This window comes from Variovorax sp. Soil_C_19 (genome assembly GCF_057657255.1).
On record NZ_JBDGIV010000004.1, the window covers coordinates 58,606 to 74,351 of the forward strand.

The window sequence follows — 15,746 nt, forward strand, 5'->3', positions numbered from 1 at the left end:
ACCGGATATCGCCTGAACGGGGTAGCCATCGCCAACCTCACGCACTGCGGTACCTGAAAAAAAAGGGGGTCCCAACGGATCGCCTGGGTCCAATGTAGAAATCACAGGCTGTTCCTGCATGGGCGCTGCGCCCCCTTTTGAGGGGAGACAAGCGTCCCGCCGATTGCGCTGGTACCCATGACAAAGAGCCTGCCTCGGCCACGCGGAACTGGCGTACAACGCGCGCGCGTCGGGGTGAGCCGTGGCGTGCTCCGGCGGGCTGCACGGCCTGGCTCCTGTGCGCAGTGGCTCTGGCGCGACACCGGCAAGGACGAGAACTTTGGGTCTAGGGGGTTCTGGGTAGGACGCCGCTGTTTTTAATTTGACGGGCTTGTAACCGGATCAAAAATCACCCGCTAAAACTTCGAAGGCATGTAATTCTTGCGAAATTGTTGCCATTGCCGTCCCTCTTTCGAAGGAATCAAAATGTTTGGCGAAATCCTATTGCCTGATGTGAGACTGAAGCACTTCGGAACGTACTTCGAATGGGGGTCAACCCGACAGAGCGAGGCGATACATGCCAATGCCACGTATTTTGGGAACCTGGAATGGGCCCAGGAGTACCTGGATTTCTGCCACCGCGACGCACATTTCAGGAGCCGATGGCTCGCAGCGGCGGGCGACTGGACCGACAAGGTCGTGATCGATCTCGGCTGTGGGCCGGGCAATATTTTTGCGACGCTGGGTGGAAAACCACGCCTGCTGGTCGGTGTCGACGTGGCGCCCGGCTCATTGGAATTGGCGTCCAAATTGGGCTATACCGCGGTGCTCGCCGATGCCGCGCACACGCCATTTCGCTCGCAAGTGGCCGATATCGTGGCCATCAATGCGTCGCTGCACCACTGCGACGACATGGCCGCCGTGCTGCGCGAAGCCGCGCGGCTCGTCAAGCCGAATGGCGTGCTCGTGACCGATCACGATCCGCAGCTCAGCGCATGGGATTACAAGGGTCTGGCGAAGCTGATGTGGGATGCGCGGCTGTGGGTTTACCGCGCCACGCGGCACGGCTTTCACAAGACCGGCAGCCAGCAGTCGTGGGGGCTGCGCACCGAGGTGCATCACCAGCCCGGCGACGGCGTCACGCACGAGTTCTTCCGCTCCACGCTCGAGCCGCTCGATTTCGACGTGCGCGTCTATGCACACAACCACCAGGTCGGCGCCGAGGCGCTGAGTGGCGTGGTTGGCCCGGCGCAATTGAAGTACCGCATCGGCAATGTGCTGTCGGGACGCCAGCCTTCAGCGGCGACCAGTGCGCTGTCGCTGATGTGCGTGGCCACGCGGCGCGGTGAGGCGCAGGCGCCATCGCCCGGGTGAACCGCAATGAGCCAATGAACGAATAAACAGACCGCCGAAGGAGAAAACAAGATGCTCGCCAACCTGCAGCCGATGACCCCCAGCGCCTACCGGCGCAAGTTCCTGGACAACCAGGACGAGAACCTCTTCATGGGCTCGTTCGATAGCTTTGCCGATGCCGAGGCCGGTGCGCCCGAGTCGAAGCCGGTGGGCTACGACAACGCCGAGGCCGCCTGGGAGGTGTACAGCCACCAGATCTACTTCTGGGACTATCCCGGCCTGTTCTGGCTCTCGCGTTCGGTCGATGCGGGCATGCGGCGCGTGTTTGATCTGGGCGGCCACGTCGGCATCAAGTACTACGCCTTCAAGCGCGTGCTGCCGTACCCCGGCGGCCTGCACTGGACCGTGTGCGACGTGCCAGGCGTGGTGCAGACCGGCCGCGAGCTCGCAGTGCGGCGCGAGGCCACCGCGCAACTGGACTTCACCACCGACTACCGCGAGGCGAGCGGCTGCGACGTGCTGTACGTGTCGGGCAGCCTGCAGTACCTGCCGATCGGCATCGGCGAGATCCTCGGCGCGCTCGAGAGCAAGCCGAAGCGCATCGTGATGAACACCACCGCGGTCCATCCCGAGCGCACGATCTACACGCTCAACAGCATCGGCTTCGCGGTGTGCCCGTACCGCATCCAGCACGACGAGGAACTCTGGGCCGAACTGCGCCAGGCGGGCTACAAGCGCCGCGACGCCTGGCGCAACGAGGGCAAGCCCATCGAGGTGCCTTTCGTCGAGGGTGGCGACAAGCCGTACTACGCGGGCTGTTGCTTCGACCTGGCGGGTTGAAGCCCGCCAGCGCCGTAGCGGGGCGGCTCAGGCAGTCGGCTGCGGCATGCGTTCGATCTTCGGCAGCGCCGGATCGAGAAAATCCCATGCGTGCCCGCGCACCGCGTAGGTGACCACCTGCGGCCGATAGCGCGAGGGATCGTCGAGGCTCGCCGCATGCACGGCGATGTTGCCCGGCATGGCCGCGAAGGTCACATACACGGGCGAGCCGCAGGTCGGGCAGAACGCGCGCGTCTTCACGTTGCCGCTGTCGGCCACCGCATCCCACAGCGTCGCTTCGCCGCTGAGGCTGGCGCTTGCGCGGTCGAACGAGAGGTACGAGTTGTGGCCGCTGCCGCTCATGTGCTGGCAGTCGAGGCACTGGCAGTCGTTCTGAAAGATCGGCTCGCCGGTGATCTCGTAGCGGATCGCGCCGCAGGCGCAGCCGCCGGTGTAGGGGGAGGGCATGGCTTGTTTCCTTTTCAGCTCGTTCATTGCGTCGATGTCCGGCGCGTTGATCGCCGGGCGGTAATGCGCAATCTAGTTGGAGCGAGGCGCAAAGGGGGAGTAACAAGACCGTCGCGAATGGGGCGACGTCAGGCGCGAGTGGATGCGGGCGGTGGAGGATCGAATGGCGCGCGGGCGCTGATCCGGTTCAGTCGCCAGCGGGCGGACTGAATGGAGCGGGTGAAGGGAATCGAACCCTCGTATGAAGCTTGGGAAGCTGCCGTTCTACCATTGAACTACACCCGCAGCAGGCGCGGATTCTAACGTGTCTCCTCGGACATACCGACCGCCCTCGCCGCATTCGGACCCCGCGGCCAAGGCTGCTTCTGTTCGAGAACTCGTGAAAAATTGCGCGGTACGGCCAAGACTGTTAACAAAGCGGCCCCGGCGCAGCGAGCAGATTGCGTATCGTCTGGCGATGCCGTCCGACTACCTGCAAAAAATCCAGCGCGCCGAATTTCCGCTGCGGATCCAGGACCCCGCAGATATCGCTTGCGTCGCCGAGTTGCTTTCTGCAGGCCTCATCGATGGTTCCCTCGAGCATTCGCCCGCCGCTGGCGGCATGCCTCCGAGGCTCGCCGTCGTGCGGCGGATCACGCCCCTGGGCTGGTTCGATCTGATGCGTGCGCCGTGCACACCAAGCGCTGAGCGTTGCTGAGCCGTCGGCCCTCAAACCGGCCCATGCACAGCCCGCCAATGCCGTCCCGCCGGCCCATGCGCCGTCTCCCCATAGGCGTCGCCCATCGTCGCGCACAACTCGGCCACGCCGTGCGCGAAGTCGATGTGCGCCTGGTCGAGCGGCTCGCCGGCGTGGATGATGCCGAGCTCGGCCGCCAGCGCGGTGAAGTCGGCCTCGAAGTTGCGTGCGAGCTGCTCGGGTTCGGGCGTGTTCTCGAAGTGCAGGCGGGCCACCTCGGCCGGCGAGCGGTCGCCCACCACGCGCACGAGCGTCAGGCCCTGGTCGATCAGGAACTCGTGGTCGGCGCGCCCGCCAGCCAGGCGCGTCCATTCGGCGGCGAACATCGACGCCCATTCCAGGCTGGCGTTGCGCGGGATGAAGTCAGGCATGGCAGTTCCCAATATATAGTCCAAAAGTATACGTAAATTGACCGGTGTCCGGTGGGTATTCCAGGGGAGAAAGCGCAGCAGAGAACGGCATGGCGGGTGCGCGTCAGCGAAGGAACACATGCGTCATGAGCTGCCTGATCGGGTACTGGACCACTGTCTGCACGCGGGCTGGAAGTTCGAGCGGGCGCATCAGCATCTTGAGCGTCGCGCCCGCGCTCAGGTGGGTGCGGATGCTGCGGTTCATGCGCCGGCTGAGCCGCTCGATGTAGGCGGCGTCGCCCGCACGCTCGGGCGCCCGCGCGCGCGCCGCATGGCGCACGGCACAGTCGGCGTCCTCGCTCTTGAGCTCGAGGGTGCGGCGGCCGATGGTGCGCAGCACGCGGAGCCGGCCGAGCCCTTCCTGCGCGCGGTAGCGGCGGAAGAAGCGGTCGAAATGCTTGTAGTGGCTGACCTCGTCGCCCGCGATCCGGTTCGCAAGATCGCGCAGCGGGAGAAGTCCAGGTCCTCGACCTGCCAGTGTGCCGCCTCATGACCCGCCATGCACGCTCCTTGATCGACTCGATGTCAGCCGGGAATGGATAGGACGAAGCCGGGCGCGTTTGGTTCCGCCGCTGTGTTCAGGGCGCTGCCGTGCCAAGCGCAGCGGCCAGCACGTCGGCGAGGCCGCGGCCGGCGCTGCCGTCCGCATCGAGGCGCGGGTTGTAGATGGTGATCTCGATGCCGGCGGCCTTGCCGCTCGCCAGGGCAACCCGAAGCGCGGTCTCCAGCTCCTTCCAGGACAACCCGCCCGGCACGCGGAAATCGACGGCCGGCATGATCGCGTCTTCGAGGCAATCGGCGTCGAGATGGATGAAGAAGCCGTCCAGTTCCTCTCGCGTCAGGTGCGCGACCGCTTCGCGTGCAGCAGCCTCGATGCCCATCGCACGCACGGCGGGAAGGTCTATCGCCTTGAGCGCCTCGGGGAGTGGCTGGCTTCCGTACGCTGCCTGGTCCTCGTGATCGCGGTACGCGAAGGCCACGGCGTCTTCGGGACGGACCAGAGGACCGCGGCCTTCGAGGCCGGTCAGTTGCGGCGGGCCGTGGCCGGTGACGAGCGCAAGGTCCATCGAGGCGCCTTCGCCATTCGGTTCCGCCTCGGGCTGGAAGAAGTCGGCGTTGCCGTCGATGAAGAAAAGCCCATATCGGCCGCGCCGCCGAAACGCGAGCATCGAGCCCAGCAGGATCGTGCAATCGCCGCCCAGCACGACCGGGAATTCGCCCGCGTCGAGCACCGCTTTCACCGCGTCGGCGAGCACGGGCGACCATGCCGCGATGGCTGGGGCATTGAGGATGCCGGTCTCTTGGTCGGGCACAGGGTGCTTCGGTGGCACCGCCAGCCGCCCGGCGCGGCGCGCACCGATGCGCCTTGCAAGGTCGTGCCCCAGGAGCCGGTCGGGCAGGCGTTCCACGCCGTTCGTCGCCAGCCCCAGCGTGGAAGGGGCTTCGAGAATCGCAAAGGAAAGGATCGGCATGAGCACCTCCGTTGGCGGCTGCCTTGCGGAACAAGTCACTGCAACCATTCTGTGACCATCCGGCCCAGGGCGAAACGCTTCGACCTGTCGTCCGCGAGGCTGCTCTGCGCGCGCCTGCCGGGGACAGTGGCCAAACCTATAATCGCCGGTCCAGCAAATCAAGCAGCCGGGCCGGTTCGCCGCAGTGGGTTCGACACGGGGTCGCCATCGCCGCGCCGCCCCGACGGAAGACGACGAACCCAAAGATGAGCCAGCCCACAATCACGGTCGCGGACATCCGCAAGACCTTTCTCGATTTCTTCGCCTCCAAGGGCCACACGGTGGTGCCTTCGAGCTCGCTGGTGCCGGGCAACGACCCGACGCTCATGTTCACGAACTCGGGCATGGTTCAGTTCAAGGACGTGTTCCTCGGCGAAGACAAGCGCCCCTACGTGCGCGCGGCCTCGGTCCAGGCCTGCCTGCGCGCCGGCGGCAAGCACAACGACCTCGAGAACGTGGGCTACACCGCGCGCCACCACACCTTCTTCGAGATGCTGGGCAACTGGAGCTTCGGCGACTACTTCAAGCGCGATTCGCTCAAGTGGGCGTTCGAGCTGCTGACGCAGGTCTACAAGCTGCCGGCCGAAAAGCTCTGGGCCACGGTCTACATCGAGGACGACGAGGCCTACGACATCTGGACCAAGGAAATCGGCCTGCCGCCCGAGCGCGTGGTGCGCATCGGCGACAACAAGGGCGGACGCTACATGTCCGACAACTTCTGGATGATGGCCGACACCGGCCCGTGCGGCCCGTGCTCCGAGATCTTCTACGACCACGGCCCCGAGATTCCCGGCGGCCCGCCCGGCAGCCCGGATGAAGACGGCGACCGCTACATCGAGATCTGGAACAACGTGTTCATGCAGTTCGACATGCAGCCCGACGGCTCCGTGAAGAAGCTGCCCGCGCCCTGCGTCGACACCGGCATGGGCCTTGAGCGCCTGGCCGCGATCCTGCAGCACGTGCACAGCAACTACGAGATCGACATCTTCGATGCGCTCATCAAGGCGGCCGCACGCGAGACCGGCGAGCAAGACCTCGCCAACAACTCGCTCAGGGTGATTGCCGACCACATCCGCGCCACATCGTTCCTGGTGGCCGACGGCGTGATCCCGTCGAACGAGGGCCGCGGCTACGTGCAGCGCCGCATCATCCGGCGCGCGATCCGCCACGGCTACAAGCTCGGGCAGAAGAAGCCGTTCTTCCACAAGCTGGTGGCCGACCTGGCCAGGCTCATGGGCGACGCGTACCCCAAGCTCGTGGCCGACGAGAAGCGCATCACCGACACGCTCAAGGCCGAGGAAGAGCGCTTCTTCGAGACGCTTGCCAACGGCATGGAGATCCTCGACGCGGCGCTCGCTGGCGATGCGAAGACGCTGCCGGGCGAGGTGGCCTTCAAGCTGCACGACACCTACGGCTTTCCGCTCGACCTGTCGGCCGACGTGTGCCGCGAGCGCGGCGTGAGCGTGGACGAGGCCGGCTTCAACGCGGCCATGGAAAAGCAGAAGGCCGCAGGCCGCGCCGCAGGCAAGTTCAAGATGGACCGCAACGTCGAATACGGCGGCGCCGGCAACGTCTTCACGGGCTACCAAAGCCTGGAAGAAAACGCCAAGGTCGTGGCGCTGTACTTCGAAGGCGCCCCGGTGCAGGAACTGAAAGAGGGCCAGGCCGGCATCGTGGTGCTCGACACCACGCCGTTCTATTCGGAAAGCGGCGGCCAGGTCGGCGACCAGGGCGTGCTCGTGGCCGAGGGCGTGCAGTTCGGCGTGGACGACACGCAGAAGATCAAGGCCGACGTGTTCGGCCACCACGGCACGCAGACGCAGGGCACGCTCAAGGTCGGCGACGCGGTGCGGGCCGCGGTCGACACCGCGCGCCGCGCCGCCACCATGCGCAACCACTCGGTCACGCACCTGATGCACAAGGCGCTGCGCGAGGTGCTGGGCACGCACGTGCAGCAGAAGGGCTCGCTGGTCGATGCCGACAAGACCCGGTTCGACTTCGCGCACAACGCGGCCGTCACGCACGCGCAGATCCTCGAGATCGAGCAGCGCGTCAACGCCGAGATCCTGGCCAACACCGAGACCCAGGCGCGCGTGATGGACATGGAAGCGGCGCAGAAGACCGGCGCGATGATGCTGTTCGGCGAGAAGTACGGCGAGACCGTGCGCGTGCTCGACATCGGCTCGAGCCGCGAGCTCTGCGGCGGCACGCACGTGGGCCGCACGGGCGACATCGGCCTGTTCAAGATCGTGAGCGAAGGCGGCGTGGCCGCCGGCGTGCGCCGCATCGAGGCGATCACCGGCGCCAACGCGCTCGCCTACACGCAGTCGCTCGAGGCCACGGTGCAGAGCGTGGCCGCCACGCTCAAGTCGCCGCCGGCCGAGCTGCAGGGCCGGCTCGCGCAGGTGCTCGAGCAGGTGAGGGCGCTCGAACGCGAAGTGGGCGCGCTCAAGGGCAAGCTCGCTTCGTCGAAGGGCGACGAGCTCGTGGCGCAGGCGGTCGACGTCAACGGCATCAAGGTGCTGGCCGCCAAGCTCGACGGCGCCGACGCCAAGACGCTGCGCGACACCATGGACAAGCTCAAGGACAAGCTCAAGACCGCCGCGATCGTGCTGGCCGCCGTCGACGGCGACAAGGTGCAGATCGCGGCCGGCGTCACGGCCGACAGCACCGGCAAGGTCAAGGCCGGCGAGCTGGTCAACTTCGTGGCCCAGCAGGTCGGCGGCAAGGGCGGCGGCAAGGCCGACATGGCCATGGCCGGCGGCACGAATGCAGCGGGGCTTGCAGCCGCGCTGCAATCGGTGCAGGCCTGGGTCGCCGAACGCACCTGAGGCCGCAGCAGCAGCAGCAACAAGCACTTCATGCAAGGCGGCCCCGTCCCAGGTGAAGTGCTCGTGATGGGCGCCGGCACGATCGGCTGCTTCATCGGCGGCAGCCTTGCGGCGGCGGGGGTGCCGGTCACCTTCGTCGGCCGTCCGCGCGTGCTCGACCAGCTTGCCGCGCATGGCCTCACGCTGACCGATGTCGATGGCGGCGCGCCGCGGCGGCTGCCGGCCGCATCGCTGCGGTTATGCGGGCAGGTGCCCGTGGGCGCACGGCCGGCGCTGGTGCTGCTGTGCGTGAAAAGCGGCGCCACGGCCGCGGCCGCCGGGGAGCTCGCGTTCTCGCTGCCCGCGGGAACCACCGTGGTCTCGCTGCAGAACGGCATCTCGAACTGCGCCGAGGCATCGCTGGTCGGCCCCTCGCTCAACGTGCGCGCCGGCATGGTGCCCTACAACGTGGCCGAGATCGGCCCCGGCGCGTTCCACCGCGGCACGCCAGGCCGGCTGGCGGCCGAGGACGACGCGACGCTGCGGCCCTGGCTGCCGGTGTTCGAGCGCGCCGGCGTGCCGCTCGATCTGGTGGCCGACCTGCTGCCGGTGCAGTGGGGCAAGCTCATGCTCAACCTCAACAACCCGGTCAATGCACTCTCGGGACTGCCGCTGCGCGAGGAGCTGATGCTGCGCGGCTACCGCCGCTGCTTCGCGTCGCTGATCGACGAGGCGCTCGGCGTGCTCGGCGCCGCGGGCATCGCGCCCGCGCAGGTGGCGGCCGTGCCGGCCGAGCGGCTGCCGATGTTGCTGCGCCTGCCCGACTGGGTGTTCCGCATCGTTGCGGCCCGCATGCTGCGCATCGACGCCAAGGCGCGCTCGAGCATGGCCGACGACCTCGCGCTGGGCCGCCGCACCGAGATCGATGCGCTCAGCGGCGAGGTGGTGCGGCTCGCACTGGCGCAGGGCCTGAGCGCGCCGCGCAATGCGCGCATGGTCGCGCTGCTCGAAGCCTGGCCGCAGCAGCCGAAACGCTGGAGCGCGCGCCAGTTGCAGGACGCACTGGGTTTGTAGGCTCTCCGCGTGTTGGCCAGATTTCCTACTAATGCAGAGGAAGCGTGCCCACTCTGCTCAACATTGATTCGCGTAGGCTCGGCACCACCTCCGTTGCCTTCGCCTCATGACGACCAACCCGCCCGCCCTTGCCGACGTGCTGCGCCCGCTGCGCGACGCCACCCACGAACTGCACGAGACGCTCGACAGCCAGCTGCCGATCGCACGCGAGGAGGCCACGCTCGCCGACTATGCGGCGCATCTGCGCGCGCTGCGTCCCTGGCTGCAGGCGGTGCGCGAGGCGCTCGCAGCGCCCGGCATCGCAGGCCTCGACCGCGTGGCCGCGCGCACCGACCAGCGGCTCGCGGTCCTGGCGCTCGATCTCGACGACATCGGCGGCACGTATGTTACGCACGGCGGGCCCGATGACCGCGCCGCGCTGGCGCAGGAGGCCGCACGCGAACCCGCCTTCGCCTGGGGCCTGGCCTATGTGCTCGAAGGCTCGCAGCTCGGCGGCGCGGCCATGCACAAGCGGCTCGCACCGCGGTTCGCGCCGCATCCGATGCGCTACTTCCAGCCGGTCGATGCAGCCTGCGGCCTGGCGGCGCAATGGAAGGACTTCGTGGCCCAGCTCGGTGCCGCGTTGGTCGATCAGTCCGCGGCCGATGCCGCGCGCCGTGGCGCCGTGGCCGGCTTCCGAAGCCTCATGCCGCGCTTCGGCCTGTAGGAAACGGCCGACGAGCCCGACGAGAACGCCAAGGCATGATCCCAGCGGCTCCCATTTCCCCTCAGACCTCGTGCGGCGCGGCTCGCGCCCATTGACACCCATCGTGCCCCAGCCTCTCGCATCCGCATCCGTTCCTTCCCATGCCTTGCGGCCTCCCGAGGTCGATCTCTCGTCCTGCGAGCTCGAGCCGATCCGGGTGCCCGGTTCGGTCCAGCCGCACGGCCGCATGCTGGTGCTGGCGCCCGGCGACTTGCGCCTGCTCGCCTGGAGCGACAACTGGCCCGAAGGCCAGGCCGAGGCAGCCTGCGACACCGTGCGCGCCCTCGCATTGCCCGCGCTGGAGCCGGGCGCCATGCCGGTGTCGCTCGGCGCGCTGACGCTGGCGGGCGGGCGTTTCGACGTGGCAGTGCACTGCAGCGAGCGCCATGTCTTCGTCGAGTTCGAAGCCGCGCGCCCCGCGGCCGGCAACGATGCGCCGATCTACACGCTCGGCCGCGTGTTCCTGCCGAAGCTGCAAGAGGCCGCGACGCTGGAGCAGCTCACGCAGCTGGCCGCGGCCGAGATGAAGCGGCTGACCAGCTTCGGACGCTGCCTGATCTACCGCTTCGATGCCGAGGGCCACGGCGAGGTGCTGGCCGAGGAGGCCGAGCCGGGCTACGACAGCTATGCCGGCCACCGCTTTCCGGCCACCGACATTCCGCAGCAGGCGCGCGCGCTCTATCTCGTCAACCGCTTCCGGCTGATCGCGGATGCGAACTACACACCGGTGCCGCTGCGCGCCGCCGACCCCACGCTCACCGCGGCCGACCTCGACATGTCGCAGGCGCAGCTGCGCAGCGTGTCGCCGATCCACCTCGAGTACATGCGCAACATGGGCACGCTGGCGTCCATGTCGGTGTCGATCGTGATCGACGGCCGGCTCTGGGGCCTGATCTCGTGCCACGACCACCAGCCGCGCTTTCTCGACACCGGGACGCGGCTGGCATGCGAACACCTGGGCCAGCTGCTATCGCTGCAGATCCAGTCGAAGGAAAGCAACATCGCAGTGGCGGAGCGGCTCGAACTGCGCCAGACCACGCTGCAGATCGTCTCGCACCTGGCCGACAGCGATGCCACGCTGCAGCGGCTGGTCGCCGAGTCGTCGCTCATGCTTCGCCTGGCGCGTGCCACTGGCGCGGCCGTGGTGCTGGACGACGAGGTCTGGAGCGTGGGCGACGTGCCGGCGCGCGCGCAGGTGCTGGCGCTGGCCGATTGGGTCGCGGGGCTCGGCGTGGAGGTCTACGACAACAGCGCGCTGTCGGCGCACTTTGCGCCGGCAGCCGAGTTCCGCGAGTTCGCGGCGGGCGTGCTCGCGATCTCGATCTCGCAGGTGCATCGGCACCTGATCCTGTGGTTCCGGCCCGAGCTGGTGCAGACGGTCCAGTGGGCCGGCGATCCGAAGAAGCCGCAGCAGCGCGCCGGCAGCGGCCGCATCCACCCCCGGCTGAGCTTCTCGAGCTGGATCGAGGAGGTGCGCGGCCGCTCGGCGCCCTGGTCGCCGGCCGAGGTGGGCGCCGCGGTCGAGCTGCGGCAGGCGCTGATCGGCGTGGTGCTGCGCCGGGCCGAGGAGCTGGCCGCCGTGGCCACCGAGCTGGGGCGCGTCAACAAGGAACTCGAGGCCTTCTCATACACCGTGTCGCACGACCTGCGTGCGCCCATGCGGCACATCGCGGGCTATGTCGACCTGGTTGCGCAGACCGAGGGCAAGCAGCTCAGCGAGCGCGCCCACCGCTATCTCGGGCACGTCAAGGACGCGGCCGCGTTCGCGGGGCAGATGGTCGATGCGCTGCTCGACTTCTCGCGCATGGGCCGCGCGGCGCTCAAGCGGCGAACGGTCGACACCGGCTCGCTGGTCGAGGGGCTGGTGCGCGAGCTGGCGCGCCTGGAGCCGGCACGGCGCATCGAATGGAATGTCGACCCCGCGCTGCCCGTGCTGCATGCCGACCCGCTGCTGCTGCAGGTGGCGGTGCGCAACTTGCTCGCCAATGCCGTCAAGTACTCGCGCACGCGCGATCCGCAGCGCATCGCGGTGCGCGCGATCCGCGGCGATCTGGGCAGCGGCCTCGAGGTCGAGGACAACGGCGTGGGCTTCCAGATGAAATACGTCGACAAGCTGTTCGGCGTGTTCCAGCGGCTGCACCAGGCCGAGGATTTCGAGGGCACGGGCATCGGCCTGGCCAATGTGAAGCGAATCGTCGAACGCCACGGGGGCAGGGTCTGGGCCAAGGGAACGTTGAACGAAGGCGCGACCTTCGGCTTCGTCCTGTCCGATGCGGAGCCAGGCAACGACAACGCGGCCGGCACGCCGCCTGACAACGGAGAAGGACATGCTTAAGCCGATCCTGCTCGTCGAGGACGACAAGCGAGACCTGGAACTCACCCTCATCGCGCTCGATCGCAGCCAGCTCGCGAACGACGTGGTGGTGCTGCGCGACGGCGCGCAGGCGCTCGACTACCTGCGCCGCGAAGGCGACCACGCCGAGCGCAGCGAGGGCAACCCGGCGGTGATCCTGCTCGACCTCAAGCTGCCCAAGGTGACCGGGCTCGAAGTGCTGCAGGCGGTGCGCGCCGACGCGGCGCTGCGCAGCATCCCGGTGGTGATGCTCACCTCCTCGCAAGAGGAGACCGACGTGCTGCGCAGCTACGAACTCGGCGTGAATGCCTATGTGGTCAAGCCCGTGGCCTTCGATCAGTTCGTCTCGGCGATCGCCGAACTCGGCATCTTCTGGGCCGTGCTCAACGAGCCGCCGCCCGGCTCGCTGAAGGCCGCGCGCCGACATGAATGAGCGCGAGGTCGCAAGCGGCGAGGGCGGGCCGATCGACGTGCTCATCGTCGAGGATTCGCGCTTCGACGTCGAGCTGCTGACCGAGGCGCTCGCCCAGGCGCTGCCCGCCGCGCGCACGCATGTCGTGCGCGACGAGCAGGGGCTGGCCGCGGCGCTGTCCGAGGGCCGCTACGCGCTCATCCTGTCCGACTACGAACTGCCGGGCTTCTCGGGCGAGGAGGCGCTGGACATCGCGCGCCGCCTGGCGCCCGAGACGCCGGTGATCTTCGTCTCGGGCGTGATCGGCGAGGACAACGCGGTCGAACTGCTGCGCCGCGGCGCGGTCGACTACGTAAGCAAGGGGCGGCTCGCGCGCCTGCCGCTGGTGCTCGACCGCGCACTGAAGGAAGCGGCCGACCGCCGTGCCAAGCGCCTGGCCGAGTTCCGGCTGCAGGTGGCGAACCAGGCCTTCCGCGAGGCCGAGTCGCGAAGGCTCGCGCTCATGGAGCTCGGCGACCGCATCCGCGACATCGACGACCCGGGCGAGATCGCCTACCTCGCATCGGCCATGCTGGGCCAGCGCCTGGGCGTGGACCGTGCCGGCTACGGCCTGGTCGACAAGGCGGCCGAGACGATCCAGATCGACCGCGACTGGACCGCCCCCGGCGTGGCCAGTCTCGCGGGACTGCTGCGCTTTCGCGACTACGGCTCCTACATCGAGGACCTGCTGCGCGGCGTGACGGTGGCCTTCGCCGACGCGCGCACCGACCCGCGCACGTGCGACAACGCCGACGCACTCGACGCGATCACCGCGCGCGCCGTGGTCAATATGCCGCTCACCGAGCGCGGCGGGCTGGTCGGGCTGCTGTACCTCAACCACGGCCAGGTGCGCGAATGGACGCCCGACGAGCTCGACTTCATGCGCGAGACCGGCGACCGCGTGCGTTCGGCCATCGCGCGGCGCGAGGCGCAGATGGAGCTGAAAGCCTTTGCCGAGTCGCTCGAGCGGCAGGTCGAGGAACGTGCAGCCGAGCTCGAGACCGCGCGCGAGCAGCTGCGCCAGAGCCAGAAGCTCGAGGCCGTGGGCCAGCTCACGGGCGGGCTCGCGCACGACTTCAACAACCTGCTCGCAGCCATCAGCGGCAGCCTCGAACTGATGCGCCGGCGCGGGCTCGACGGCCAGCGCGCCGAGATGGAGCGCTACATCGGGGTGGCGCAGGGCGCCGTCAAGCGCGCGGCCGCGCTCACGCACCGGCTGCTCGCGTTTTCGCGGCGCCAGACGCTGGAGCCGAAGCCGCTCAACGCCAACCGGCTGGTGTCCGACATGGAGGAGCTGCTGCGCCGCACGCTCGGCCCGCAGATCGCGCTCGAAGTGGTGGCGGCCGTGGGCCTGTGGAACGTGCATGCCGACCCGAGCCAGCTCGAGAACGCGCTGCTCAACCTGTGCATCAACGCGCGCGACGCCATGCCCGAGGGCGGCAAGCTCGTGATCGAGACGGCCAACCGCTGGGTCGACCTGCGCACGGCGCAGGAGCGCGACATGCCGATGGGGCAGTACGTGTCGCTCACCGTCAGCGACAACGGCGTGGGCATGGCGCCCGAAGTGGTGGCGCGGGCCTTCGACCCTTTCTTCACGACCAAGCCGATCGGCATGGGCACCGGGCTCGGGCTGTCGATGATCTATGGCTTCGCGAAGCAGTCGGGCGGCCAGGTGCGCATCTATTCCGAGGTCGGCAAGGGCACCTCGGTGAGCCTCTACCTGCCGCGCCACGATGCGCAGGAAGAAGCCGCCAGCGAACCGGCCGAGGCCACGCTCGCGCCGCGTGCCGACCAGGGCGACACCGTGCTCGTGGTCGACGACGAGCCCGCGCTGCGGATGATCATCGTCGAGGTGATGCGCGGCCTGGGCTACGCCACGCTCGAGGCCGGCGACGGCGCGGGCGCGCTGCGCATCCTGCAGACGCCGCGCCAGCGCATCGACCTGCTCGTGACCGACGTGGGCCTGCCCGGCGGCATGAACGGGCGGCAGGTGGCCGACGCGGCACGCAGCGCACGGCCCGGCCTCAAGGTGCTGTTCATCACCGGCTATGCCGAGAACGCGGTGCTGAGCCACGGCCACCTCGAACGCGGCATGCACGTGATGACCAAGCCCTTCGAGATGGACGTGCTCGCACGCCGCGTGAAGGCGCTGATCGAGGCGGGTTAGGGCTTATCGCTGCGCGGCGATCGGCTCGAGCCCGGTCTTCGCGATGACGGGCGCCGCCGCGGGCGCCTGCAGGTAGCGGATCAGCTGGCGCGCGGCCTCGGGTTGCGCCGCGGCCGTGGCGATGCCGGCCGAGAACACCGTGACGCGTTGCACTTCCGCGGGCAGCGGCCCGATGTAGTCGATGCCGGCGATCGGCAGCAGCTCGCTCACCTGCTGCAGCCCGAGCACCGCATCGCCGCGCGCCACCACCGTGCCCACGCGCTCGCTGAGGATGCGCTTGCTCTTGGGCTTGACCTCGGCCTCGATGCCGAGCTTCTTGAGCAGCTCGGTCTCGTAGTAGGTGCCGCTCGCGCTTGCCGAATAGGCGATCGACGGCGCGGCCAGCAGCGTGCGCTTGAGCGCCTCGACCGAGCCGATGTCGGGCTTGGGCGCACCCTTGCGCACCGCGAAGCCGATCGACGAGCGCACCAGGTCGACCTGGCTGCCGGGCACCACCTTGCCCGCCGCCACCAGCGCGTCGAGCGCGGGCCGCGCGAGGATCACCACGTCGGCGGGCTCGTTGCGCGCGAGCCGGCTCGGGATCGAATCGCTGGCATTGCCCATGGAGGCGCCGTAGGCCGTCTTCACCGTGCGGCCGCTTGCACGTTCGAAGCCCGGGCGCAGTTCGTTGTAGGCCGCCGTGAAGCCGCCCGAGGTCATCACGTGCAGGTCGGCGCCGGCCGTCGGCGGCGCGCTGCCGAAGCTGCCGCAGCCGGCCAGCACGGCGGCCGCGGCAAACAGGGCGGCGCGGCGGGTGAGGCGATTGATCCCGGTGACGGGGGCCGGGTCGGGGCGGGTGCGAAACGTCATGGCGTATGTCTCCAAGGTGTT

Annotated in this window: 14 protein-coding genes and 1 tRNA gene; 9 read left to right on the top strand and 6 right to left on the bottom strand. The window is 68.7% G+C overall.

The window, feature by feature from the left end; genetic code table 11:
* Positions 1 to 465 precede the first annotated feature (465 nt).
* A complete protein-coding gene (locus tag AC3A6R_RS10040; protein WP_487861538.1) occupies positions 466 to 1,353 on the top strand; it encodes a class I SAM-dependent methyltransferase in 888 nt (295 codons plus the stop codon).
* 51 nt (positions 1,354 to 1,404) lie between these two features.
* The gene (locus AC3A6R_RS10045; protein ID WP_487861537.1) at positions 1,405 to 2,172 is read left to right on the top strand and encodes a TIGR04325 family methyltransferase; all 768 of its coding nucleotides are present in this window, start codon (positions 1,405 to 1,407) and stop codon (positions 2,170 to 2,172) included.
* A 27-nt stretch (positions 2,173 to 2,199) separates the two neighbouring features.
* On the opposite strand, the gene AC3A6R_RS10050 is transcribed toward AC3A6R_RS10045, so the two are convergent.
* Complete coding sequence (locus tag AC3A6R_RS10050; protein WP_487861536.1) at positions 2,200 to 2,619, bottom strand: GFA family protein; 420 nt, start codon at positions 2,617 to 2,619, stop codon at positions 2,200 to 2,202.
* 211 nt (positions 2,620 to 2,830) lie between these two features.
* Positions 2,831 to 2,904 (bottom strand) — tRNA-Gly (locus tag AC3A6R_RS10055).
* A 172-nt stretch (positions 2,905 to 3,076) separates the two neighbouring features.
* Between AC3A6R_RS10055 and AC3A6R_RS10060 the strand changes: the two genes are divergently transcribed.
* Positions 3,077 to 3,316 (top strand): hypothetical protein, encoded by a 240-nt coding sequence (locus AC3A6R_RS10060; RefSeq protein WP_487861535.1) that lies wholly within the window; start codon positions 3,077 to 3,079, stop codon positions 3,314 to 3,316.
* A gap of 11 nt (positions 3,317 to 3,327) precedes the next feature.
* Here AC3A6R_RS10060 and AC3A6R_RS10065 read toward each other — a convergent pair whose 3' ends face one another.
* The 3 genes from AC3A6R_RS10065 to AC3A6R_RS10075 all read right to left on the bottom strand — a co-directional run bounded on the left by AC3A6R_RS10065 (position 3,328) and on the right by AC3A6R_RS10075 (position 5,237).
* Positions 3,328 to 3,726, bottom strand: a complete 399-nt coding sequence (locus AC3A6R_RS10065; protein ID WP_487861534.1) for a hypothetical protein — start codon at positions 3,724 to 3,726, stop codon at positions 3,328 to 3,330.
* 103 nt (positions 3,727 to 3,829) lie between these two features.
* On the bottom strand, positions 3,830 to 4,105 hold the full coding sequence (locus AC3A6R_RS10070) for a hypothetical protein (RefSeq protein ID WP_487861533.1): 276 nt from the start codon (positions 4,103 to 4,105) through the stop codon (positions 3,830 to 3,832).
* 238 nt (positions 4,106 to 4,343) lie between these two features.
* Positions 4,344 to 5,237: an arginase family protein gene (locus tag AC3A6R_RS10075; protein ID WP_487861658.1), complete on the bottom strand. Its 894-nt coding sequence runs from the start codon at positions 5,235 to 5,237 to the stop codon at positions 4,344 to 4,346.
* A 245-nt stretch (positions 5,238 to 5,482) separates the two neighbouring features.
* Between AC3A6R_RS10075 and alaS the strand changes: the two genes are divergently transcribed.
* From alaS to AC3A6R_RS10105, 6 genes are all read left to right on the top strand, one after another.
* A complete protein-coding gene (alaS, locus tag AC3A6R_RS10080) occupies positions 5,483 to 8,107 on the top strand; it encodes an alanine--tRNA ligase (RefSeq protein WP_487861532.1) in 2,625 nt (874 codons plus the stop codon).
* 30 nt (positions 8,108 to 8,137) lie between these two features.
* On the top strand, positions 8,138 to 9,160 hold the full coding sequence (locus AC3A6R_RS10085) for a 2-dehydropantoate 2-reductase (protein ID WP_487861531.1): 1,023 nt from the start codon (positions 8,138 to 8,140) through the stop codon (positions 9,158 to 9,160).
* Between the two features lie 106 nt (positions 9,161 to 9,266).
* Positions 9,267 to 9,866: a biliverdin-producing heme oxygenase gene (locus AC3A6R_RS10090; protein WP_487861530.1), complete on the top strand. Its 600-nt coding sequence runs from the start codon at positions 9,267 to 9,269 to the stop codon at positions 9,864 to 9,866.
* 103 nt (positions 9,867 to 9,969) lie between these two features.
* Positions 9,970 to 12,240 (top strand): ATP-binding protein, encoded by a 2,271-nt coding sequence (locus AC3A6R_RS10095; protein WP_487861529.1) that lies wholly within the window; start codon positions 9,970 to 9,972, stop codon positions 12,238 to 12,240.
* Entirely contained in the window at positions 12,233 to 12,691 is a 459-nt protein-coding gene (locus tag AC3A6R_RS10100) for a response regulator (protein WP_487861528.1), read from the top strand. Before AC3A6R_RS10095 ends, AC3A6R_RS10100 begins: the two co-directional genes overlap by 8 nt.
* Positions 12,684 to 14,876, top strand: a complete 2,193-nt coding sequence (locus tag AC3A6R_RS10105) for a response regulator (protein ID WP_487861527.1) — start codon at positions 12,684 to 12,686, stop codon at positions 14,874 to 14,876. The genes AC3A6R_RS10100 and AC3A6R_RS10105 overlap by 8 nt, the downstream gene beginning before the upstream one ends.
* A 3-nt stretch (positions 14,877 to 14,879) precedes the next feature.
* Here the strand turns inward: AC3A6R_RS10105 and AC3A6R_RS10110 are convergent, their stop codons facing one another.
* On the bottom strand, positions 14,880 to 15,725 hold the full coding sequence (locus tag AC3A6R_RS10110; RefSeq protein WP_487861526.1) for a substrate-binding domain-containing protein: 846 nt from the start codon (positions 15,723 to 15,725) through the stop codon (positions 14,880 to 14,882).
* Positions 15,726 to 15,746: the final 21 nt, after the last annotated feature.